21 protein-coding genes and 2 pseudogenes are annotated in these 20958 nt (G+C 70.4%); 11 read left to right on the top strand and 12 right to left on the bottom strand.

Going from position 1 to position 20958, the window contains the following annotated elements:
- The 3 genes from AB0G10_RS30520 (at window position 1) to AB0G10_RS30510 (ending at window position 2614) form a co-directional block, all read left to right on the top strand.
- Window positions 1-1299, top strand: coding sequence for a RelA/SpoT domain-containing protein (locus AB0G10_RS30520; RefSeq protein ID WP_360929331.1), 1299 nt, complete (start codon window positions 1-3; stop codon window positions 1297-1299).
- A gap of 397 nt (window positions 1300-1696) precedes the next feature.
- Complete coding sequence (locus tag AB0G10_RS30515) at window positions 1697-2254, top strand: Uma2 family endonuclease (protein WP_360929328.1); 558 nt, start codon at window positions 1697-1699, stop codon at window positions 2252-2254.
- A 51-nt stretch (window positions 2255-2305) separates the two neighbouring features.
- A complete protein-coding gene (locus AB0G10_RS30510; RefSeq protein ID WP_360929325.1) occupies window positions 2306-2614 on the top strand; it encodes a hypothetical protein in 309 nt (102 codons plus the stop codon).
- Between the two features lie 5 nt (window positions 2615-2619).
- Here the strand turns inward: AB0G10_RS30510 and AB0G10_RS30505 are convergent, their stop codons facing one another.
- Together AB0G10_RS30505 and htpX are read right to left on the bottom strand one after the other, a co-directional pair.
- Entirely contained in the window at window positions 2620-3864 is a 1245-nt protein-coding gene (locus AB0G10_RS30505) for an MFS transporter (protein WP_360929322.1), read from the bottom strand.
- 103 nt (window positions 3865-3967) lie between these two features.
- The gene (gene htpX, locus AB0G10_RS30500; RefSeq protein ID WP_360929319.1) at window positions 3968-4837 is read right to left on the bottom strand and encodes a zinc metalloprotease HtpX; all 870 of its coding nucleotides are present in this window, start codon (window positions 4835-4837) and stop codon (window positions 3968-3970) included.
- 142 nt (window positions 4838-4979) lie between these two features.
- On the opposite strand from htpX, the gene AB0G10_RS30495 reads away from it, so the two are divergent.
- From AB0G10_RS30495 to AB0G10_RS30485, 3 genes are read left to right on the top strand one after another with little or no spacing between them, the layout of a single operon-like run.
- On the top strand, window positions 4980-5534 hold the full coding sequence (locus tag AB0G10_RS30495; RefSeq protein ID WP_360929316.1) for a TetR family transcriptional regulator: 555 nt from the start codon (window positions 4980-4982) through the stop codon (window positions 5532-5534).
- Complete coding sequence (locus tag AB0G10_RS30490; protein WP_360929313.1) at window positions 5531-6514, top strand: LLM class flavin-dependent oxidoreductase; 984 nt, start codon at window positions 5531-5533, stop codon at window positions 6512-6514. Before AB0G10_RS30495 ends, AB0G10_RS30490 begins: the two co-directional genes overlap by 4 nt.
- On the top strand, window positions 6511-7185 hold the full coding sequence (locus tag AB0G10_RS30485; protein ID WP_360929310.1) for an MOSC domain-containing protein: 675 nt from the start codon (window positions 6511-6513) through the stop codon (window positions 7183-7185). Before AB0G10_RS30490 ends, AB0G10_RS30485 begins: the two co-directional genes overlap by 4 nt.
- Here the strand turns inward: AB0G10_RS30485 and AB0G10_RS30480 are convergent.
- Both AB0G10_RS30480 and AB0G10_RS30475 read right to left on the bottom strand, forming a co-directional pair.
- On the bottom strand, window positions 7166-8341 hold the full coding sequence (locus tag AB0G10_RS30480; RefSeq protein WP_360929307.1) for a hypothetical protein: 1176 nt from the start codon (window positions 8339-8341) through the stop codon (window positions 7166-7168). The two genes, AB0G10_RS30485 and AB0G10_RS30480, sit on opposite strands and share 20 nt — an antisense overlap.
- Window positions 8338-8859: a SigE family RNA polymerase sigma factor gene (locus AB0G10_RS30475; RefSeq protein WP_360929304.1), complete on the bottom strand. Its 522-nt coding sequence runs from the start codon at window positions 8857-8859 to the stop codon at window positions 8338-8340. Before AB0G10_RS30475 ends, AB0G10_RS30480 begins: the two co-directional genes overlap by 4 nt.
- A gap of 237 nt (window positions 8860-9096) precedes the next feature.
- Between AB0G10_RS30475 and AB0G10_RS30470 the strand changes: the two genes are divergently transcribed.
- Complete coding sequence (locus AB0G10_RS30470; protein WP_360929301.1) at window positions 9097-9606, top strand: hypothetical protein; 510 nt, start codon at window positions 9097-9099, stop codon at window positions 9604-9606.
- Window positions 9607-9783: 177 nt separating this feature from the next.
- Here the strand turns inward: AB0G10_RS30470 and AB0G10_RS30465 are convergent, their stop codons facing one another.
- Genes AB0G10_RS30465 through AB0G10_RS30440 form a run of 6 tightly spaced genes read right to left on the bottom strand, consistent with a single transcriptional unit; the run spans window position 9784 to window position 16113 of the window.
- Window positions 9784-11241: a proton-conducting transporter membrane subunit gene (locus tag AB0G10_RS30465; protein WP_360929298.1), complete on the bottom strand. Its 1458-nt coding sequence runs from the start codon at window positions 11239-11241 to the stop codon at window positions 9784-9786.
- Complete coding sequence (locus tag AB0G10_RS30460; RefSeq protein ID WP_360929295.1) at window positions 11234-12721, bottom strand: NADH-quinone oxidoreductase subunit M; 1488 nt, start codon at window positions 12719-12721, stop codon at window positions 11234-11236. The genes AB0G10_RS30465 and AB0G10_RS30460 overlap by 8 nt, the downstream gene beginning before the upstream one ends.
- On the bottom strand, window positions 12718-14631 hold the full coding sequence (locus AB0G10_RS30455) for an NADH-quinone oxidoreductase subunit L (protein WP_360929292.1): 1914 nt from the start codon (window positions 14629-14631) through the stop codon (window positions 12718-12720). The genes AB0G10_RS30460 and AB0G10_RS30455 overlap by 4 nt, the downstream gene beginning before the upstream one ends.
- Window positions 14628-14999 carry an NADH-quinone oxidoreductase subunit NuoK gene (nuoK, locus tag AB0G10_RS30450; RefSeq protein ID WP_360929289.1) on the bottom strand — a complete coding sequence of 124 codons (372 nt, stop codon included), beginning with the start codon at window positions 14997-14999 and terminating at the stop codon, window positions 14628-14630. The genes AB0G10_RS30455 and nuoK overlap by 4 nt, the downstream gene beginning before the upstream one ends.
- Entirely contained in the window at window positions 14999-15511 is a 513-nt protein-coding gene (locus AB0G10_RS30445; protein ID WP_360929286.1) for an NADH-quinone oxidoreductase subunit J, read from the bottom strand. The genes nuoK and AB0G10_RS30445 overlap by 1 nt, the downstream gene beginning before the upstream one ends.
- Window positions 15508-16113, bottom strand: a complete 606-nt coding sequence (locus AB0G10_RS30440) for an NADH-quinone oxidoreductase subunit I (protein WP_360929283.1) — start codon at window positions 16111-16113, stop codon at window positions 15508-15510. The genes AB0G10_RS30445 and AB0G10_RS30440 overlap by 4 nt, the downstream gene beginning before the upstream one ends.
- Window positions 16114-16218: 105 nt before the next feature.
- On the opposite strand from AB0G10_RS30440, the gene AB0G10_RS30435 reads away from it, so the two are divergent.
- A complete protein-coding gene (locus AB0G10_RS30435; RefSeq protein WP_360929280.1) occupies window positions 16219-16794 on the top strand; it encodes a Uma2 family endonuclease in 576 nt (191 codons plus the stop codon).
- On the opposite strand, the gene nuoH is transcribed toward AB0G10_RS30435, so the two are convergent.
- A complete protein-coding gene (nuoH, locus tag AB0G10_RS30430) occupies window positions 16791-17750 on the bottom strand; it encodes an NADH-quinone oxidoreductase subunit NuoH (RefSeq protein ID WP_360929277.1) in 960 nt (319 codons plus the stop codon). The two genes, AB0G10_RS30435 and nuoH, sit on opposite strands and share 4 nt — an antisense overlap.
- Entirely contained in the window at window positions 17750-18451 is a 702-nt protein-coding gene (locus AB0G10_RS30425; protein WP_360929274.1) for an NADH-quinone oxidoreductase subunit C, read from the bottom strand. Before AB0G10_RS30425 ends, nuoH begins: the two co-directional genes overlap by 1 nt.
- Before the next feature lie 64 nt (window positions 18452-18515).
- Between AB0G10_RS30425 and AB0G10_RS30420 the strand changes: the two are divergent.
- From AB0G10_RS30420 to AB0G10_RS30410, 3 genes and pseudogenes are all read left to right on the top strand, one after another.
- Window positions 18516-18800 (top strand): annotated as a pseudogene (locus AB0G10_RS30420) (sigma factor); the annotation flags it as partial.
- Between the two features lie 40 nt (window positions 18801-18840).
- Entirely contained in the window at window positions 18841-19833 is a 993-nt protein-coding gene (locus AB0G10_RS30415) for a hypothetical protein (protein WP_360930028.1), read from the top strand.
- Between the two features lie 49 nt (window positions 19834-19882).
- Window positions 19883-20365, top strand: a pseudogene (locus AB0G10_RS30410) (sigma-70 family RNA polymerase sigma factor); the annotation flags it as partial.
- Window positions 20366-20958 lie beyond the last annotated feature (593 nt).

Raw genomic sequence — 20958 nt, 5'->3', positions numbered from 1 at the left:
ATGGATCCAGTCGAAGAGTTCGTGGGGAGATACCTCCGCGAGTATGACTTCTATGCCGAGGCGGCTCGCCTGGCTGCCAACCTTCTGAAGTCCGATCTGGACGCTGCTGGCGTACGAGCGATTGTTACTCATCGAGCTAAGGATGTTCGTCGCCTAGAGGCAAAATGCAGACAGCGCGAAGCCAAAAAGGAGTATAGATCGGTCGATGATCTATACGACGACATCGCGGATCTTGCCGGCGTGCGGATCGCGCTGTATTTCCCAGGGGAACGCGACCAGGTCGATCAAGCCGTAACAAACCTATTCGAACTCCTTGCTCCACCAAAAACATTTCCCGAAGATGGAAAGACTCGGACGGGAAAGAAGTTCGCCGGCTACTCGGCGGCACACTACCGGATACGCCTAAAAGAAGAGACTTTGGCGGAATCCGTCAAGCGTTACGCCGCCGCACGAATTGAAATACAAGTTGCATCGGTTCTAATGCATGCATGGGCCGAGGTTGAACACGACCTCGCATACAAACCTCTGGAAGGTGCGCTCTCTGACGAGGAAGAGGCGATTCTGGACGAGTTGAACGGACTTGTTCTTACAGGCGAGATAGCGCTCGAACGACTCCAAAAAGCAGGCAAAGCGCGTAGCTCGATCTCTGGCCGAAGATTCGCGAACCACTATGACCTTGCCGCATACCTTATCGATCACGCCTCGAAGACCCTTGATGGACCCGTAAGCGATTCAGGGCTGGGACGCGTCGATCATCTTTTCGAGCTTATTCGACGACTGAAGATCGACACGCCCGAAAAGATTTCTCCCTACCTTCAAGCTTTGCACGGCAATGTGGAACTTCGCCCTCTGGCCGAACAGGTAGTCGATGAACTCCTAACCGAAGAACCTTCTCGATACGAGATTTACCGCACGGTTCAGGACAAATACTCCAGCCGGAAACGTACCTCCGGATCAAGTCGTTCGACCCTCGAACTCGGCCACTTCATCACCACCTGGATTCTCTTTGAGACCCTCGTGCAGGAATTGCTACCAGCTGATGGTGCGAGAAATAGGATTGTTATTCCCACAACAAGGCAGCTTGCGTCACTCAACATCCTCGGGCCTGACGCTCTCAGGGAGATCGACCTACTGCGACAGCTCAGAAACCGACTAGTTCACGGACAGCAGACGCCTCCACCCGATGTCATCGCATCCGCGACCGAGTCGCTTTCGCGCATTGTTGATCAGTTAGAACGTCACAAGCGCTCCAAGGGACGCCGAGGATCTAAACCTCCGCACTCAGACCGGGATAAGTAGCAACGGCAACCGATGATCGCCATCACGTGTATCGCGTCGTACTTGTGGGCGGATCGTGGGCCACCTCCCGTTCAAGTAGAACGAAGGTAAGAGATCCGCAGGTCGACGGCATGATGAGCCCTTGAACGTGCGCTCCCTGTAAATCCGTCGCGAAAGCTACAGAGGTTCGAATCCTCTACCCGCCACAGGGAATGGAACGGCCCCGGTGCCAGCGGAAACGCTGAGCCGGGGCCGTTCTTCGTTGTGATTCAGGGCGTCTGGCCGTCTGCGTCTCTTCCTTATCCCCCGGTCGGGTCGGGCTCAGCGTGCCGCTTTCCAGGGACGCCGTGCCGCATGGGGTGCCGTACCGTGGGTGGAAGCATCTTCTCATGAGCCGCTGGTGGGGGTGACGTCGTCGATGAGCGTGGGAGTGGTCGACCACGTCGGTCCATGGACCGAGGACGAGTTTTTCGCGCTCGGCGAGACGACGAATCGGATTGAGCTGGTCGATGGAAGCCTGGTGGTCAGCCCCGCGCCGAGCATGAGCCATCAGCGACTCTCCCGTCGTCTGGCGAACGCGCTCGAGGACGGGGCCGAGCAGGCCGGGCTCTTCGTCTATGAGGCGATCAACGTCCGGCTGCATACCGGTCGCATCGTGATTCCCGACCTGGTCGCCGTCGACGTGGACGAGGAAGACGTCACTGCTGACGCCTCTCGGGTGCTCCTGATCGGTGAGATCGTCTCGCCGAGCAACGCCGCTATGGACCGTGTGCTCAAAATGCAGCTCTACGCGGCTGCCGGCATCGGGTGGTACCTCCTGGTCGAGCATGGGGGACCGGACTCGCTGACACTGCGGCTCAACCGCCTCGACGGCCGGCACTACGTCGAGGAAGCGGTCGTGGAGACCGGTGCGAGCCTGACCTCCGAGCACCCGTTCCGGTTCGAGCTCGACACCCGGTCCCTCGTGCGTCGCTGAGAGACGGGTGGCAAGCCGCGAAGCGACGCTGCGACAACGAGGGCTGGCGCCGTGGAGTACATCCGCTGGTATTGGCCGGACGAAGAGGTCTGGTGCTATGACGAGCTTGACGAGGCTCGGTGGGCGGCACGTCATGTGGAGGTGCGCGACGGCACCGTGGTCGCCGCGGCCTCGCTGGCTGAGGTCGTCGCGGCGCGGGATGCGGGTGGCGGCGACGCGGTGATCGCCTATGAGGGGCGGTACGGCGTTGTTCCGGAGGCGCCGTTTCCTGAGGTCGTCGAGGAGGGTGAGCCGGCGTTCGAGGTGATCTCGAGCGCGGAGTTCGAGAGGCTGTGGGCGATAGGACGCCGCGAAGGCTGACGAGGTCAGGAGACCTCGACGGCCAGGGTTTCGGCTACGCGGCGGTCGGCTCGGGCCATGGAACCTTGCGGGAGCGCGGCCACCGCCGCCGCCAGGAGGACCACCGAACCGGCGAAGGTGAAGGCCCAGGGCAGGCCTCCCGGCTGGTCGACGATGACGCCGGCCAGGGCGCCGCCGGCCGCGCTGCCGGAGACCGAGACGGTGACCATCCAGGTGTAGGCCTCGTTCAGCATGCCGGCCGGGGCGAGGCGGCCCACCAGGCTGTTCTCGACGGTCAGGGCGGGGGCGATGGTGGCGCCGCCGATCACCAGGGCCGCGCCCAGCCAGAGCGGGCTCGGCATCAGGGCCAGGATCGTGAAGCTCGCGCCCACGGCGGCCAGGAGCCAGGCGAACTGCCTGGTGAGGGCCATGGCGGGGCGGCGGGTGCCGAACCAGATGCCGCCGATCGCGCTGCCGACGCCCCAGATGCCGAGGAGGACGCCGCCCAGGCCCTCGCCGCCGCCGTGCTGGGAGGCGTAGGCGGGGACGATCACGCCGGCCGCGCCGAAGGCGACGCCCAGGGCGGTGACGCAGAGCAGCAGGTGCGGGAAGCCGCCGGCGCGGAGCGGGCCGAGGCCCTTCGCGGCGTGTTCCGGGTTGTGTGCGGCTCGGTGCCGCATGACCGGGAGGCGGGCGATCCACAGGGTGCCGACCAGGGTGGCCACCGCGGCGCTGGCCAGGGCCGCGGCCGGCTCGCCGGTGACCACCATGAAGGCGGCGACGAGCATCGGGCCGAGGACGAAGACGAGCTCGAAGAGGGAGGTCTCGGCCGCCATCGCGGCGCCGCGCAGCGACGTCGAGGCGGTCATGTCGGTCCAGGCGCGGCGGATCGCCGCGGTCAGGGGAGGGTACGTGGCGCCGGCGACCGCGGACGCCGCGAAGATCCAGGTGAGGGCGTCGGCGCCGCCGCGGCTGGCGAGGATCAGGGCGCCGAGCGCCAACGGGTGCAGGATCGCCGTCGCCACCAGGATGGGCGCCGCGCCGATCCGGTCGGCGAGCCGGCCCGCGATCGGGCTGAGGGCCGCGCCGGCCAGGGCGTAGACGCCGCCGGCCAGGCCCGCCGCCGCGTAGCGCCCGGTGGCCTGCTCGACCAGGAGCAGCAGGGCCAGCGGGGTCATGCCGATGCCGAGCCGGGCCAGGATGCCGACCACCAGAAGGACCTTGCCGCCCGGTAGTCCCCACACGCCAAGGTACTGACGCAACGCGGTCACGGGCAGGCCTCCGGAATCAGCGACGGTAACGGGTGAAACGCGTTCCGAGGCTAACGCCGGAGGCCCGGTTAACAGAACCGAAATGAGCCCGCGGTGGCAGGAGTCACCGGCGCGTGAGAGACGCCTGCTGGTGAAGGCGGCGGATCCGCTCCTCCATCGGGGGATGGGTGGAGAACAGGGACGCCATGCCGCCGCCCCGGAACGGGTTGTCGATCATCAGGTGCGCGGTGGTCGCGAGCTGTCCCTCGGCGGGAAGCGGCAGTTCCCTCGTACCCGAATGGATCTTTTGAAGTGCGCTGGCGAGCGCAAGCGGATCGCGGGTGAGGGTGGCCCCGGACGCGTCCGCTTGGAACTCGCGGTTGCGGCTGATCGCCAGCTGGATGATCGACGCGGCGAGCGGGCCGAGGATCATCATGAGCAGCAGGCCGGCCGGGTTGGGGCTGTCCTCGTCGTCGGAGCTCATGAACGGCAGGAAGAACGCCAGCTGGGCGAGCATCGTGATGATGCCGGCCAGCCCGGCGGCGACGCTGGAGATCAGGATGTCGCGGTTGTAGACGTGGGACAGCTCGTGACCGATCACGCCGCGCAGCTCACGCAGGGTCAGCAGCCGGATGATGCCGACGGTGACGGCGACGGCCGCGTGCTCCGGGTTGCGCCCGGTCGCGAACGCGTTCGGCTGCATCGACGGCGAGACGTAGAGCCGGGGCATCGGCTGCCCGGCCTCGCCCGCGAGCTCCCGCACCATCTGGTAGAGCTCGGGGAACTCGGCCTCGCTGACCGGCCGGGCGCCCATCGAGCGCAGGGCGAGCCGGTCCGAGTAGAAGTAGCTGAAAGCGTTGGTGGCCAGCGAGACGACGACGGCGAGCACCAGGCCGCCGGTACCGCCCAGCCAGTAGCCCACGGCCAGGATCAGGCCGGTGAGCAGACCCAGCAGAGCAGCTGTCTTGAGGCCGTTGTGGTGGCTGGACAACATCCACTCCTCATGGTTGACGCGGGTTCGTGACCCGCACTCCACTGAACGTCGATCACCTTCGGTTCCATCCCGAGCACGCTGTGAGTTGGCTGCAGTAACGGCCGTCACTTGCACTGAGTGCAAGTCGAGGTACGTTCGAGAGGTGCAACAGCGCAGACTCGAGACCTGGCGGTCGGTGCGCGAAACCGCTGTGAGCCTGATGGGCGAGCGCGGCTTCGACGCGGTCTCGGTCGACGACATCGCGGCGTCGGCCGGCATCTCCCGCCGGACGTTCTTCAACTACTTCCCGGACAAGGAGTCGGTGCTCTTCGACCCCGATCCGGACGACCCGGCGCTGTGGTCCCGGCTGATCGACGCCCGGCCGGCCGGCGAGCCGCTCTGGATCTCCCTGCGCGAGTTGATCCTGGAATACACCAGCGTGGTCTTCGAGCGGATACATCGACACAAAGGCGTTTTAAAGGCCTCGCCCGAGCTGCGAAGCTGCTCCCGCGAGATCGCCGACCGCTTCTGGGATGCCGTCCGCGACTGGGCCGGCGACGACTTCCGGGTCGAGGTACAGGTCAACGCCGCCCGCGCCGTACTCAACACCACCTGCCCCCGGTGGGACGCCGCCACCGGCCTCGAAGGGCTGCACACCCTGATCCGGGAGGGCTTCGACCTCCTCCAATCCTCACATCCCGAACGGACGTTCTCATGAACCGTGTCCCGCTCTCCGTCCTCGACCTCGCCACGGTCCGCGAGGGGCACGGCAGCGCCGACGCCCTCCGCGGCACCATCGAGATCGCCAAGGCCGCGGACGAGCTCGGATACGCCCGCTTCTGGGTCGCCGAGCACCACAACATGCCGGCCGTCGCCTCCACCGCGCCGCCGGTCCTGATCGGCGCCGTCGCGGCGAACACCGCGACGATCCGGGTCGGCTCCGGCGGCGTGATGCTGCCGAACCACATGCCGTTCGTGGTGGCCGAGCAGTTCGCGCTGCTGGAGGCGCTCTACCCGAACCGGATCGACCTCGGCATCGGCCGGGCGCCCGGCACCGACCAGGCGACCGCCCAGGCGCTGCGCGGCGTCTCGCCCTACCTGACCGTCGAGCGGTTCCCGGAGCACCTGCAGACCGTCATGGCGCTGCTCGGCGACGAGCGGGCCGCGGCGCCGGCCCGGCTGTCGGCGACCCCGGTCGCGGAGACGTACCCGGAGATCTGGATCCTCGGCTCCTCCACCTACGGCGCCCAGCTGGCCGCCGCGCTGGGGCTGCCGTTCTGCTACGCACACCACTTCGCGATGGGCTCCGATGTGGACGGCGCGGCCCGGCTCTATCGGGACGGGTTCCAGCCGTCGCCGCGGTACCCGGCACCGCACCTCATGGTGAGCGCGTCGGTGCTGGCCGCGGAGACCACCGAGGAGGCGCAGTACCTGGCCGGTCCGAGCCGGGTGATGATGATGAGCCTGCGTACCGGCCGGCTCGGCCCGATGGTGTCGCCGGAGACCGCCGCGGCGCAGGAGCTCGACCAGTCGCTGCCCGGGACCCAGTACGCCGGCACCGCCGAGGAGGTCGTCGCCGGCCTGGACGCGCTCGTCGAGCGGACCGGGGCGGACGAGCTGATGCTGGCCGGCTCGGTCTACGACCCGGCGACCCGGACTGACAGCCTGGCCCGGATCGCGAAAGTATGGGGCCTGTGAAGAAGCAGGGAACCGTTCTCACCGTCAACGTCGGCAGGTCCGAGCCCAATCCGGCGAAGGGCACCGGGATCACCGGGATCGGCAAACGCCCGATCGACGGCCCGATCGAGGTCCGGCCCCCGGGCCCGAAGACGACGGGTCTGCACAGCGGCGTGGTCGGCGATTTCATCGGGGACACGAAGCATCACGGCGGCGACGACCAGGCGGTTTATGCGTACGCAAAAGAAGACTATGCGTGGTGGGAAGCCGAACTGGGCCGTGCGCTGCCGAACGGGCTGTTCGGCGAGAACCTGACCACCGAGGGCCTGGATCTCCTCGGCGCGGTGATCGGCGAGCGCTGGCACTTCCCGTCCGGCGTGGTGCTCGAGCCGACGTTCGGCCGGATCCCGTGCGCGACGTTCCAGCACCGGATGGCCGAGCCGAGCTGGATCAAACGGTTCGCGCGGGCCAACCGGACCGGCACCTACCTGCGGATCATCACGCCCGGCACGATCCGCGCCGGCGACCGGGTGGACGTCGTCGAACGCCCCGGCCACGGGCTGACCGTGGCCGAGGCGTTCGACATCTACATGCACGACCAGGATCGGCTGCCGCGCCTCCTGGACGCCGACTCCCTGCCCCCGTCGATGCGCAGGGAGATCGAGAAGAGGGTCAGCGGCAGCGCCAGATGACCGGGACGACCGGACGGCCGGCCGCGTCGCCGCTCAGGTTCGAACCGGCGGCGACGCGGGCGTTCTCGCTGATGAAGGTGACGCCGAACGAGTCGTCGTCGTACCTCTTCAGCTTCGGCAGCTTCAGCACCCGATCGCCGACGTAGACGGCCGGGTCGTCCTGGATGAAACCGCCGCCCCGGCGCTGCACGGCCGGCACCTGCACGGCGTACCTGTCGTCGCTGAGCTTCTGCCAGGTCCGGCTGCCGGGCTCGTAGCGGTAGAGCGCCGACCGGGCGTCGTCCCTCGTCCTCTCCGCGTAGATCCATCCGAAGTGGATCGCGATCGGCCCGACCCCGCTCCCCTTGCCGGGATCGGGGTCGGCCACCGGCGGCAGGATCCGCTCGAGCGAGCCGTCGGCGTGCCAGAGGTAGGGCCCGGAGTCCTGCTTCCCCCACAACCCGACGAGGATCGTCCCGTCCTCGGTGATGTCGTAGGCCTCCCCGCCGGCCATCCCGGCGGGCAGCGGCATCGGCTCGGGTTCGGCGTCCCACGACGACCAGCGCTGCGGCCGTGCCGCGTCGGGCGCCCCCTCGGTGTCACCGGCCACCACCCCGGCGTCGTTGATCGCGACCGCGTTCCCGACGCCCTTCATCCGGGTGATCTCGCCGTCGTGGTACGCGAACGGGATCGTGTTGCCCGCGACAGTGGCCCCCACCGCCACACCGGAGGCGTTGATGTCCTGCATCGACACCTTCGGGCTCCGCTGCGCGACCGTCGCGACCAGTTCGCCGTTCCGCCAGACCAGCACGTCGTGGTCGCCGCCGTCGACCGGCTCGCTGCTGCCGACCAGATAGGTGCCGCCCGGGTCGCCGGCCTCCACGGACGCCGACGTGGCCCGGCCCGTCGGCAGCGCCGCGGCGGTGCACGCCCGGGGCAGCGTCGGATCCGCGGGCAGCGCGGGCGTCATCTCCTCGGCCTGCGGGCGCAGCACCAGCACCCCACCGGTGATCACCACGGCCACCCCGGCCGCCACCGCCGCGCTCGACCAGGCCCGCACCCGGCGGACCCGCAGCCCGTCCCGCATCGCCCTACCCACATCGACCTTGCTGGGCCCGTCCGGCCCGCCCGTGTCGAGCGGCCGGAGCAGCAGGTTGCCGTACTCTTCCTCGTTCACAGGACGCTCCTCCGGGTGTCTGCCTTCCGGGTGTCTTTTTTGGCGGGTTCACCCAGCAGCCGCCGCAGGGCGGCCAGGCCGTGCGAGGTCTGGCTCTTCACCGTCCCCTCCGAGCAGCCGAGGATCCGGGCCACCTCCGCCACCGGCCGATCGCACAGGAACCGCAACACCAGAACCGCCTGCTGCTTCGCCGGCACCTGCGCCAGCGCCGCCCGCAAAACCGTCCGCTCCTCGATGCCCGGCTTCCCCGCCCCGTCCCGGAGCTCCGGCGCGGCCGCGAACAACCCGACCCGCCACCACCCCCGCCGCTTCTCGTCCAGGAAAGCCCGGACGATCATCGTGTGCACATAGGCGTCCACATTGTCCGCACGCGAGATCCGAGGCCACCGGGCATACAACTTCGTGATCGTCTCCTGCACCAGGTCATCAGCCTGATCACGATCGCCGCTGAGCAGATAGGCCAGCCGTCGCAGCGCAGGCAGACGCCCGTTCACGTACGCCAGATAGTCCTCATCCATCCCGCTCCCCGTTCCTGCCGTCACCTAGATAGACGCGGGTCTTGGGGAAGCGGTTGTATTGCTTTTTCGTACGAGGGCTCAACCCCTCCACAACCGCAGCCACAACGCCCGCCCGCACGACGCGGGCGCGTGCGGGTGGCGGGGGCCGTTGCGCGGGTTTCGCTATCGGTGCGTGGCTGAGCCCCGACCTCTGTGGCGCCGGCGTCACCACCGGGAGAAGACTGCGATGATCACCCGATGGAGTTAGAACTGGAGCCGCCGATCGGCGTCGGGCCGCTCCGCCTGGGCATGACCGCGGAGGAGGCGCGTTCGGCGTTGCAGCCGCTCGGCCGGTTGGCGCAGGAATCCCGCGGTGAGTTCGCCGTGGACCGGCCGAGCGGTCTCCGGTTCAGTCTCGGCTTCGGCGCAGCCGGTCCGACTCTGAACCGGGTGAACGCCATCGAGCTCTGGCGACCTTGTGAACACGACGTCGTGCGCTATCGGGACGTCGACGTCTTCGGATTGCCCGCGCGGCAGGTCGTGGAGCGTATCCAGCGGTATGCCGACCTGCGGGAGTACGAGTCCGGTTGCAGCTTCGCGGCACTCGACCTGTACCTGGCGTTCTGGCGGCCCTTCCCCGCGGACGACGACCCCGACGAGGAGCAGGGCTACTTCTTCCAGTCCGTCTCCATAGCGCGGCCGGGCTACGGCGATTCGCCTGCCGAGGCGGCCGCGAGGCTCGCGGCCGGCGGCGAGCCGGGCTACTGACCGGCCGAGAGCCGCCGCGCGATCACTCGTGGAGAGCGGGACTCGCACGATCAGTCGAAAGAGCGCCTCCTCGTCTCCGCAGATGAGGGGCTCCATTTCCCAGTGGTGGCGGGTAGAGGATTCGAACCTCTGTAGCTTTCGCGACGGAGTTGTAGTCCGCTCCTGTAGTCCTCCGCGTCAGGACAGGGCGTCGAACAGCGCCTGCGGCGCGAACCCCAGCACCACCGCCACCACCACGGCAGCGGAAATGGTCACTGCCACCGGACGGGGAACCGGGCCGTGTGGGTGCAGCGCCTCGTCGACGAGGACCGGGTCGGCCACGGACAGACCGACCCTCTCCGGCAATGAATACAGGCCCGCCGCCACCCGGACGTAATACGCCAACGCGATCACCGCGTTGAGGACGACGACGCCGGCCAGCCAGGTCCAGTTCGCGTCGACCAGGGCGTCGACTACCGAGAGCTTGGCGAACAGGCCCGCCAGGCCGGGTGGTAGACCGGCCAGACCGGCCAGGGCCAGGACGAACGCCGCGCCCAGCCAGGGGAAGCGGCGGCCCGCGCCGCGGTAGTCGTCCAGGGTGCCGCCGTCCTGGCCCGGGGCGCGGAGGGCCACCACGACGCCGAAGGCGATCAGTTCGAGGATCACGAAGAAGGCTGCGTAGGCGAGGGCTGCCACGACGCCCGGTTCGCCGAGGGCGAGGGCCGCCAGGATGTAGCCGGCCTGGGCCACCGAGGACCAGGCGAGCAGGCGGATCATGCGGGTCTGGCGGAGCGCCACCAGGTTGCCGATGGTCATCGTGAGGATGGCCAGTACGGCGACCACGGCTCGGGTGTCGAGGCGGGATACGACGGCTGCCAGGGCTATGACACCGCCCAGTTTCGAGGCGGTCGAGAGGTAGGCGGCGATCGGGACGGGAGCGCCGTCGTAGGTGGCCGGCGCCCAGGCGTGCAGGGGCACCGCGGCCACCTTGAAGGCGAGGCCGATCACCAGGAGGGCGGCGCCCACGCCGGCCAGGGCGGCGAAGGGCGGGGCCGCGGCGGTGAGGGCCGCCAGGTGTACGCCGCCGGTGGCCGCGTAGTTGAGGGCCACGCCGAGCAGGGCGATCACCGTGGAGATGACGCTGATCAGGAAGAAGGTGACCGAGGCGGCGGCGCCGTCGGTGGTCACGCGTTCGGAAGGGGCGAAGCGGCGCAGGCCCACCAGGACGTAGAGGGGCAGGGTCAGCGTCTCCAGGCCGACGATCAGGGTGATCAGGTCGCCGGCGTAGCCGACCGTCACGCCGCCGGTCATCGAACAGGCCAGCAGGAAACAGAACTCGCCGGCCGGCGCGATGCCGAGACGCAGGGCGGGCAGGGAGAACGCCAGCACGCCGGCGGTCAGGCCGGCGAAGAGGACGGCCACTGTCGCGGCCGCGCCGGACGGCACCCAGGAGCAGCCGCCGCCGGCGCAGAAGGTGGGAGAAGCATCGACGGCGACGACCGCGCACACTGCGGTCGCCAGAGCACCGAGCAGGGTCACACCCACGATGACGGCGCGACGACCGGTGAAGAGGTCGGCCAGCAACGCCAGAATCGCGGTCGATGCGGCAGCATAAATCGGGATAAGGGAGAAGTGTCCTACGACCTGGCTACCCACGGGAGACCGCCTCCAGGAGACGCAGGATCGGGATGTCGGTTCCGGACACGATCAGCGCCGGCGCCACGCCCACCACCAGGGTGAGCAGCACGAGCGGCCCCCAGGCGAACCACTCCACACCCGCGATGGACGGCTTCGCGCCCCGTACCATCGGGGTTGCCGGACCGTGCGTGACCCGCCGCAGCAGGCGCAGGAAATAGGCGGCCGTGAGGGCGCCGCCGCAGGCGGCCAGCACCCCGCAGGTGACCCAGAGCGGCCCGCCCGCCTGCACCGCCGCGACCACCGCGAACGCCTCGCCCCAGAAGCCGGCGAGGCCGGGCAGGCCGAGCGAGGCGATCGCCGCGAAGCCGAGCAGGCCGGCCAGCCGCGGCGCCTGTTCGCGCAGGCCGCTGAGCTGGTCGAGGGAGCCGGTGCCGGCGCGCTCCTTGAGCGTCCCGACCAGGAAGAACAGCAGGCCGGTGATGAGGCCGTGTGCGATGTTGCCGATCAGCGCGGCCTGGATGCCGGTGACCGTCAGCGTCGCGATGCCGAGCAGCACGAAGCCCATGTGCCCGACGCTGGAATAGGCGATCAGCCGCTTGAGCTCGCGCTGGCGCAGGCAGATCAGCGACCCGGCGAGGATCGCCACGACGGCCAGCACGCCGAGCACCGGCGACGCCCATTCGGCACCCTCGGGCGCCACGCCGAGACCGATCCGGATCAGGCCGTAGGTGCCCATCTTGAGCAGCACGCCGGCCAGCATCACCGAGCCGACGGTGGGCGCCTCGGTGTGCGCGTCGGGCAGCCAGGTGTGCAGCGGCCAGAGCGGCGCCTTGATCGCGAAAGCAACAAAAAGCAGGATGAAAACGAAATACTGCAAATGGCGGCTGAGATCGAACGAACCGGTCAGATCTCCGGTCCCCGCCTGCGACACCACCGTCACCACGGCGATCAGCAGCAGCACCGATCCGACCAGCGTGTAGAGCACGAACTTCCGCGCCGCCGCCCGCCGCCCCGGCCCGCCCCAGCCCGCGATGATCGCGTACATCGGGAGCAGGACGACCTCGAAGAACACGAAGAAGAGGATCAGGTCGAGGGCCAGGAAGGTGCCGAGGACGCCGACCTCGAGGATCAGGAGCAGAGCGGCCAGGGGCCGCGAGCCCGTGTACGCGCAGCAGAGCACCGTGAGCAGCCCGGTCAGCACGATCAGCGGGTAGGAGATCGCGTCGACGCCGAGGTGGAAGTCGAGTCCGAGGGCCGGCACCCACGGCAGATCGAGGTTCAGCCAGGGCACCACGGCGGGAGGCCGGTCCCCGTAGCTCACCCAGAGAAGGTCCCGGGAGAAGACGACCGGCGTCAGCGTGAGCACGAACGTCACGGCCGCGAAGAGGGTCGCGACGATCCTGGGCGCCGGCAGCAGCGCCACCACCGCGGCGCCGACGGCCGGTACCAGGAGCATCGCCGCGAGCAGGAACGACCAGGAGTCGGTGGAGAGGGTCATGCCGGCACTCCCAGCCACGCGACGATGCCGAGCACGAGGGCGCCCAGCAGGACGAGGACCGCGGCGACCGGCAACACCGCGACCCGGTGCGCCTCGGCGAGCTCACCGCCGGCCCGGCGGGTCCCCTCGCCGGCGCCCTCGACCGCGGCGTCCACCACCCGCTCGTCGGCGGCGGTGACGTACCGGGCGAGCGCCCGCACCGGCACGACCACGAGGCGGTGCTGCACGGCGTCGAGGTGGAACCCGGAGGCGAAGAGCGGGCGGGCCGGGCCGAGCGCGAGCGCCGGGTCGACGCCGGGGACCGCCCACCAGATCCACCAGGCGGCGCCGGCGCCCGCGGCGAGCAGCAGCATCGGCAGCGCCACGGCGACGCCGAGGTGCGGGTCCTCGAGTTCGAGGGAGGTGCGGAAGCCGGGCGCGTACGCGGCCAGCCCGAGCAGCGCGGCCGGGACCAGCAGGACGAGCAGCGGCGCGCGCATGAGCCACGGCGGGTCGTGCGGCGTCGCCGGGACCTGGTAGCGGGCGTCGTCGAAGCCGACCTCCCAGGCCGGCCCGTCCGGGCCGGGCGCGCGGGACACCCCGAAGAAGGCCCGGAGCAGCAGCCGGGTCGCGTACCAGGCGGTGATCCCGACCGCGAGAAGCGCGGCCAGCCAGACCACCCACCCGGCCCAGACCGGGATCGTCTCGCCGCCCTCGGTCGCATGGGCGGCGGCGGTCAGCACCGTCTCCTTCGACCAGAAGCCGGCCAGCGGCGGCACCCCGGCCAGCGCGGCCAGGCCGATCACGAACGACCAGAACGTCACCGGCATGGCCGGCCGCAGACCACCCATCCGGGACAGCAGCCCGGTGCCGGCCGCGTGGATGACCGCCCCCGCCGCGAGGAAGAGCAGCGCCTTGAAGGCCGCGTGGGTGAGCAGGTGGAACAGCGCGGCGGCGGGCGAGCCGACGGCCAGCGCCGCGGTCATGTAGCCGATCTGGGAGACCGTCGACCAGGCCAGCACGCGCTTCAGGTCGTCCTGCGCGGTGGCCGCGAGCGCGCCGAGCAGGATCGTGATCGCGGCCAGCACGCCGAGCGTCCCCAGCGCGACCGGCGACTGCTCGAAGAGCGGGTAGAGGCGGAAGACCACGTAGACGCCGGCCGCGACCATGGTGGCCGCGTGGATCAGCGCGGAGATCGGGGTGGGGCCGGCCATCGCGTCCGGCAGCCAGGTGTGCAGCGGGAACTGGGCGCTCTTGCCGGCCACCCCGGCCAGGATCAGGAGCAGCGCGGCGGTGAGCGTGCTCCCGTCGTACGGATGCTCGATGACGTCGGCGAGCCGGGTGCTTCCGGCCTGGGTGATCAGCACGGCGATGCCGAGCAGGAAGCCGACGTCACCCACCCGGGTGACGAGGAAGGCCTTCACCGCGGCGGCGGGCGCCTCGGGCAGCCGCCGGTCGTGGCCGATCAGCAGGTAGGAGCAGGCGCCCATCACCTCCCAGCCGACCAGCATGACGATCAGGTCGTGCGACGTCACCACCAGCAGCATCGCGCCGGTGAAGAGGCTGACCTGGGCGGCGTAGGGGGCGTACCGCGGATCGTCGTGCAGGTAGGCGACCGAGTAGATCTGGACGAGCAGCGCGACCAGGGCGACCGCGAGAGCCACGTAGACCACGGCCGGGTTGATCGCGACGCCGAGGCTGACCGTGAAGCCGCCGAAGTGCGCGATCTCGAAGCCGGTCTCGAAGGGATCGCCGTCCCCGAGCAGCAGCCTGATCGCGAGGAGCAGGGCCAGCGCGCTCCCGGCGATGCCGATTCCGGCGGCGAGCCTTCTGCGTGGTCCCGCGCCGTCGCCCGGCGGCAGCAGGAGACCGAGGAGGCCTGCGAGCAAGGGTACGAGGGGAAGCAGCGGCCCGGCCACGTCGACGCTCACCCGGTCACCCGTTCCTCGTCGGTGTCCAGCCGCACCTCGTCGGTGATGACCGCCCTGCGCATCCGGTAGAACTGGAGCACGATCGCGAGGCCGACGCCCACCTCGGCGGCGGCCAGCACGATCACGAAGAGCGCGAAGACGCCGCCGGTGCCGGGGTCGGCCGCACCCGGCCGGGCCCACGACTCGATCGTGACGCCCTCCAGCGCCGAGCGCAGGCTCACGTCGGCGGTCACCAGGATCAGGTTGACCGCGTTGAGCATGAGCTCGACCGCCATGAGCACGAGGATCGCGTTGCGCCGGCGCAGGACGCCGTAGACGCCCAGGCCGAAGAGGAGGGCGCCTACGACGTACGGGATGACGACGTGCATCAGGCGTCCCCCTTCCGGGCGCCGATGTCCGGCCGGGACAGCACGATCGCCCCGACCAGGGCGGACAGCAGCAGGATCGAGAGCACCTCGAACGGCAGCACCCAGGCCCCGAAGATCCGCTCACCGACCCGCTCGGCGGTCTCCGGCTCGGGCGCCGGGTAGCGCACCCAGTGGAACGCGTCGGCGAAGAGCACCGCGAGGCCCAGGCCGGTGCCGCCGCCGATCAGGGCGGCCGGGAGGGCCGGGCGGTCCAGGTCGGCCGAGGGCCCGATCGGCGCCCGGGTCAGCATCACCGCGAAGAGCAGCAGCACCACCACCGCGCCGACGTAGACGAGCACCTGCACCCAGGCGACCAGCTCGGCGCCGAGGACGAGGTAGAGGCCGGCGATCGCGCCGAGGCTGACCACCAGGTAGAGGCCGGCCCGGACCAGGTGGCTGCTCGTCACGACGAGGGCACCGGAACCGACAGCGAGGGCGCCGAGCGCCAGCAGGAGGACGTCGGCGACGGTCACTGCTCCTCCGGCTCGGTCGACGCGGGCTTCGCCCGTACGGAAGAGGGTCTTGCGGTCTTGGCGGCGGTCGCCGCACCCGGGCCCGCGGCCTTGCGCGCCGCCGTGGCCTCCTCCTTGCTCGGCTCGCCCAGCACGTCGTGGGCCGGGGGCGGAGGAACCGTGCGCATCCACTCACCCAGCCGGGTCTTGTCGTGCAGCAGCGAGAGGACGTCGGTCTCGGCGTATTCGAATTCGGGCGTCCAGTGCAGCGCGTCGAACGGGCACACCTCGATGCAGATGCCGCAGTACATGCAGAGCGAGAAGTCGATGTCGAACCGGTCCAGCACGTTGCGCTGACGCGCCCGCGCGGCGCCCGGGACGACCACCTCCTCCTTGTGCGAGTCGATGTAGATGCACCAGTCCGGGCACTCGCGCGCGCAGAGCATGCAGACCGTGCAGTTCTCCTCGGACAGGGCGATCACGCCGCGCGAGCGGGGCGGGAGATCGGGCTCGACGTCCGGGTACTGCTGGGTGGTGGACCGCTTGGTCATCGTCTTGAAGGTGACCGCGAGCCCGTCGAGCAGCCCCTTGCCGGGAACGTCGCGGTCGCCGTTATCAGTCACAAGGGCATATCCTGCCCGGTCCGGCCGGGTGACGCGACCTCGGCCCGCCCGAGATTTCCGGTACCGTGGACGGACGGGTAGAGCGACCCCGCCCTGGAGGCCCCGATGACCGCTTCCTTGAGCGAAGTGCCGCCGGCGGACGGCTGGACCGTCGAGGATCTCGAAGGCCTGCCGGATGACGGGGTGCGTCGCGAACTACTCGATGGGATCCTCCACGTGTCGCCGTCACCGTCCACCGCTCACCAGGCCCTGGTGATCCTGCTCGGGGCCGCGTTGACCCGGGGGTGCCCGGAACACCTGTTCGTGTCACAGGCGAACGACGTGGTGCTGAGCTCTCGCCGGAAATTCATTCCCGATCTGCTGGTCGTGACTTTCGACGCCGCGAAGAAGCCCGGGGGGAAGTTCCAGGCCGCCGATGTCGTGCTCGCCGTGGAGATCGTGTCGCCGAGTTCGCAGAGCATGGATCGCGTCATGAAACCCGCGCTCTACGCCAAGCACGGGATCCCCTTCTACTGGCTGATCGAAACGGAGAACGACCTCTCCGTCACGACCTATCGGCTGGACCCCGAAGATCGGGTCTACCAGCCGACCGGAGCCTTCAGCGGCGGCGACACGATCCGGCTCGCCGAGCCGTGGCGGATGGAGATCCCGATCACGGAGATCCGGCCGCGCAACCTCTAGGTCAGGGCCTTCACGGCGACGGTCAGGACCAGCTGGGCCAGTGCGAGCGGGACCAGGATCAGCCAGCAGAGGCGTTGCAGCTGGTCCTCGCGCAGCCGCGGATAGCTCACCCGCAGCCAGATGATCACGAAGGACAGCGCGAAGATCTTCAGCAGCGTCCAGAGCCAGCCCAGCTGCTCCTCGAACGGGCCGTGCCAGCCGCCGAGGAACAGGACCGTGGTGAGGGCCGCGATCACGACGATGCCCACGTACTCGGCGAGCAGGAAGAACGCGAAGCGCAGGCCGGTGTACTCGGTCATGTAGCCGAAGACCAGCTCGGAGTCGGCGATCGGCATGTCGAACGGCGGGCGGCGGATCTCGGCGAGCCCGGCCACGAAGAAGACCAGCGCGGCCGGCGCCTGCCAGATCAGCCACCACGGGCGCCACGCCTCGACAATGCCGGGCAGGCTCAGCGTGCCGGCCGCCATGGCGACGCTCGCGGCGGAGAGGACCAGCGGTAGTTCGTACCCGAGCAGCTGGGCCGCGCCCCGGACGCCGCCGAGCAGGCTGTACTTGTTCGCCGAGCTCCACGCCGACATCAGGACGGCCACCACGCCGATCCCGAGGACCGCGAGGACCAGGAACAGGCCGATGTCCAGGCTCTGGGCCACCAGACCGCCCGGTCCGAGGGGGATGGTCAAGAGCACCACGAGGTACGGGAAGAGCGCCACGATCGGGGCGAGCCGGAAGACGGCACGGTCCGCGTCCCGCGGGGTGACGTCCTCCTTCTGCACGAATTTGACGCCGTCGGCGACGAGCTGGGCCCAGCCGTGGAAGGCGCCCGCGTACATCGGGCCGACCCGGCCCTGCATGTGCGCCATCACCTTGTGCTCGGCCTGGCCGACCACGAGCGGCAGGACCAGGAACGCGGCCATCACGGCGACGATCCGGACGAGGAGGTCGAGCCAGAGCGGCATCAGCTCTCCTCCCGCGGCGGGCGGGCCGGTCGCTCCGGACGCGCCGTCCGCTCGGGACGGGCCGGTCGCTCGGGGCGGGCCGGCCGCTCGGGCGGCGGCACCTTGCCCTTCATCGGACCCCACTCGTTCGGGTCGGGCACGCCGGGCGGGCGCATCGGGGCGCGTTTCGCGGCGCCGGCCTCGGACTCCCCCGGCTCCTTCGCGCCCGGCCACGGCTTCGCCACCCGGGCCGCCAGCACGAACTCCTTGCGCAGCGGATGGCCCTCGAACTCCGGCGGCAGCAGCAGCGGGCGCAGACCGGGGTGGCGGGCGAACCCGATCCCGAACATCTCGTGCGTCTCGCGCTCGTGCCAGTCGGCGCCCGGATAGAGGTCCACCACCGACTCGATCTCCGGCGCGTCCCGCGGAACCCTGGCCCGCAGCAGCACGCCGTGCTTGCGCCGCACCGACCAGAGATGGGCGATCACGGTGAAGCCCTCGTCGAGCTCGTCCACGGCGGAGAGCCAGTCGAAGAAGTCGCAGCCGATCGCCCCCGGATCGCGGGCCAGCTCGGCGGCGAACCACCAGCGGGCCGGCGGCACGTCGATCACGGCGCGGGCGTGCCCGGGACCGCCGCCGGAGACCCCGGCCGTCGCGTTGAGCGGAAGCTGGTCGGTCGCCAGCAGGCTGACCATGCGGTCCCCGACCTCTTCTGGCGTCATGCGACACATCCTATGGTCATCGAGACGTCCGCAACGTTCCGCGTGGCCCGGGCGTGTAGTCCCCGTGACCGCCACAGTTGATACGGAGAAGCCGATCGCCGCGCCTTCGTTCGACGAGATCTACGCCGCGCACTACACGGATCTCGCCGTGCAGCTCTACGCCTACTTCGGTGATCGGCAGGAGGCGCAGGACGTCTGCCAGGAGGCGTTCTGCCGCGCCCTGGCCCGGTGGAAGCACATCGCCGGGTACGACGACCCGGTCGCCTGGATCCGCCGCGTCGCCTGGAATCTGGCGGTCAGCCGGTGGCGCCGGGCCCGGACCGCGCTGAACTTCCTGAACCGGCAACGGCCGGCCGAGCTCTCGCCGAGGACGGCAACGGAGGTGCGCGGTGACCGACCGAATCGAGGAGCTTCTCGCCGATCTGCGGACGTCGGCGGTGCGGGAGATCCGGCCACCGGGCGCGGCGGCGGCGCGGCGGACCGTACGCCGGCGCCGGACCACCGGGGTCGTGGCCCTCGCGGGCGCGCTGACGGCGGCGCTCGTGGGCGGGTTCGGCCTGGCCCGGCAGCCGGAAGCGGCGCCGATCCTGCCGGCCGCGAGCGCGTCGCCCACTGCCGGGCTCAACCCGGCCCCGCGGCTCGCGGCGGAGGCCCTGCGCCTGATCCGGGACGACCGGCCGGCGTACGAGCAGGCCGGACCGGTCCGGCCGGGCGGCTTCGAGCGGCGGATGTACCTGTCGCGCCTCACGCTCACCGTGGCCTGCGCCGGCGCCGGGCGGTTCACCCTGGTGGTGACCGGGGACGTCGAGGGTGACCGGTTCGACATGGCCGAGGACCGGGAGCTGGCCAGGATCGAGGTGCCCTGTTCGGCCGCCCCCGCCCCGATCACCCGGAGGATCAACGCGTACATGGTGCCCGAGCTGAGGTTCGGCCTCGAGGACACGACGAGCGCCGGCGGGAAGGCCGGCTACGCGATCCGGGTGACCGGCGACGACGACGCGACACTCGCCCCCGACGACGAGGCGGCGAGTGTCCAGGCCGTGCTCGGCCGGGAGACCGGCGCCCGGGCCGGCGGTGGCGCGCCGGAGGAGGAGCCCTTCGACGGGAAGTTCCACCGATCGGCGCAGCATGCCGAGTTCCCGGCGGACGAGCGGTACACCTTCGCGCTGGCCTGCCGGGGCACCGGGACCTACGCTGTCCAGATCCGCCGCGGCGACGACGGCACGATTCTCGCCGAGCACGCGGTCGCCTGCTCGTGGCCGCCGCTCAGGAAGGACGTCGAACTCCCGGATGCGCTCGGCAGGAACGTGGAGTTCTGGACCCGCTATCGGGCCGCGCCCGGCGAGCGGGCCGAGACCGGATGGGCCCTGCACCCCCGGTGAGGAATTTTCCGGCGGCCGGGTGCAACCGGCCGCCGGGAACGGGCGTGTAGTGGCCGTGACAACGATCGCCGCGCGCCCCTGCTTCGACGAGGTGTACGCCGCCCACTACGCCGACCTCGTCGTCCACCTGCAGACGCACTTCGGTGACCGGCAGGACGCGCACGACGTGGTCCAGGAGGCGTTCTACCGCGCCCTGGTCCGCTGGGACGCCGTCGCGGACTACGACGATCCGGTCGCCTGGATCCGCCGGGTCGCCTGGAACTTGGCGATCAGCCGGTGGCGCCGGGCCCGGACCGCGCTCGGCTTCCTGAACCGGCAGCGCCGCGTCGAGCCGCAGTCCGACGGCCCCGGGCCGGACCGGGTCGCCCTGCTCGCCGCGCTCGACGGCCTCCCGGCGGCGCATCGCAGAGCCGTGGTGCTGCACTACCTCGCCGACATCCCGGTCGCCGAGATCGCGGCCCGGGAGGGTGTCGCGACCGGGACCGTGAAGTCCTGGCTGTACCGGGGACGGGCCGCCCTCGCGGCGGCGCTCGCGATGGCGTTCGTGCTGGCGGTGGCCGGGTTGATAGCGGTGCTGCGACCGGAGCACGGCTCGGCCCCGCCGGTCGCGCCGTCCCGGCCGCCGGCGTCCGCGACCACCGAGCGGGTCGCCCGTGCCCTCGGCGCCGACCCGGCGATGCCGGAGCCCGCCGTCCTCGCCAGATTCGACGAGGGCGACGGCCGGATCGTCACCACCCGGAATCTGCTCGGCGGCCGCCACGACGTCAAGGCGGTCTGCCTGGGCACCGGCTCGATCGACGTCGCGTTCTCCGGGACACGGGCGACAGTCGTCTGCGACAGCGAGCAGACGACGGTGCTGACGATCCCGGTGACCATGCCCGACCCCGGCGCGATCGTGCCGGTCACGATCACCCCGGCGGCCGGCGCCGGCGGGGCCGTCTTCGGTCTGGTGCCGGTGCTGTCCGACGCCGACCGGGCCCGCCACCAGGCGGCCGCGGCGGCGATGCTGCCCGGGGACGGCGTCGCCGCCGAGAGCTTCTTCATGGACCACGGCAGCGGCAGCGACAACGAGACCCTCGAGCCGGGCCGATACCGGATCCGGGCGGCCTGCGTCGGATTCGGCGC

Source organism: Actinoplanes sp. NPDC023714, assembly GCF_040639855.1.
Taxonomy (GTDB): domain Bacteria; phylum Actinomycetota; class Actinomycetes; order Mycobacteriales; family Micromonosporaceae; genus Actinoplanes.
The sequence above is the reverse complement of the archived record's forward strand: the minus strand, read 5'-3'. Positions and strand labels throughout refer to the sequence as shown.

Coding starts and splice junctions, on each gene's coding strand:
- htpX (WP_360929319.1), bottom strand. CDS start 4,837: ATGTTGTCCAGCCACCACAACGGCCTCAAGACAGCTGCTCTGCTGGGT.
- AB0G10_RS30515 (WP_360929328.1), top strand. CDS start 1,697: ATGAGCGTGGGAGTGGTCGACCACGTCGGTCCATGGACCGAGGACGAG.
- AB0G10_RS30520 (WP_360929331.1), top strand. CDS start 1: ATGGATCCAGTCGAAGAGTTCGTGGGGAGATACCTCCGCGAGTATGAC.
- AB0G10_RS30425 (WP_360929274.1), bottom strand. CDS start 18,451: ATGACGCCAGAAGAGGTCGGGGACCGCATGGTCAGCCTGCTGGCGACC.
- AB0G10_RS30435 (WP_360929280.1), top strand. CDS start 16,219: ATGACCGCTTCCTTGAGCGAAGTGCCGCCGGCGGACGGCTGGACCGTC.
- AB0G10_RS30460 (WP_360929295.1), bottom strand. CDS start 12,721: ATGACCCTCTCCACCGACTCCTGGTCGTTCCTGCTCGCGGCGATGCTC.
- AB0G10_RS30470 (WP_360929301.1), top strand. CDS start 9,097: ATGGAGTTAGAACTGGAGCCGCCGATCGGCGTCGGGCCGCTCCGCCTG.
- nuoK (WP_360929289.1), bottom strand. CDS start 14,999: ATGCACGTCGTCATCCCGTACGTCGTAGGCGCCCTCCTCTTCGGCCTG.
- AB0G10_RS30490 (WP_360929313.1), top strand. CDS start 5,531: ATGAACCGTGTCCCGCTCTCCGTCCTCGACCTCGCCACGGTCCGCGAG.
- nuoH (WP_360929277.1), bottom strand. CDS start 17,750: ATGCCGCTCTGGCTCGACCTCCTCGTCCGGATCGTCGCCGTGATGGCC.
- AB0G10_RS30475 (WP_360929304.1), bottom strand. CDS start 8,859: ATGGATGAGGACTATCTGGCGTACGTGAACGGGCGTCTGCCTGCGCTG.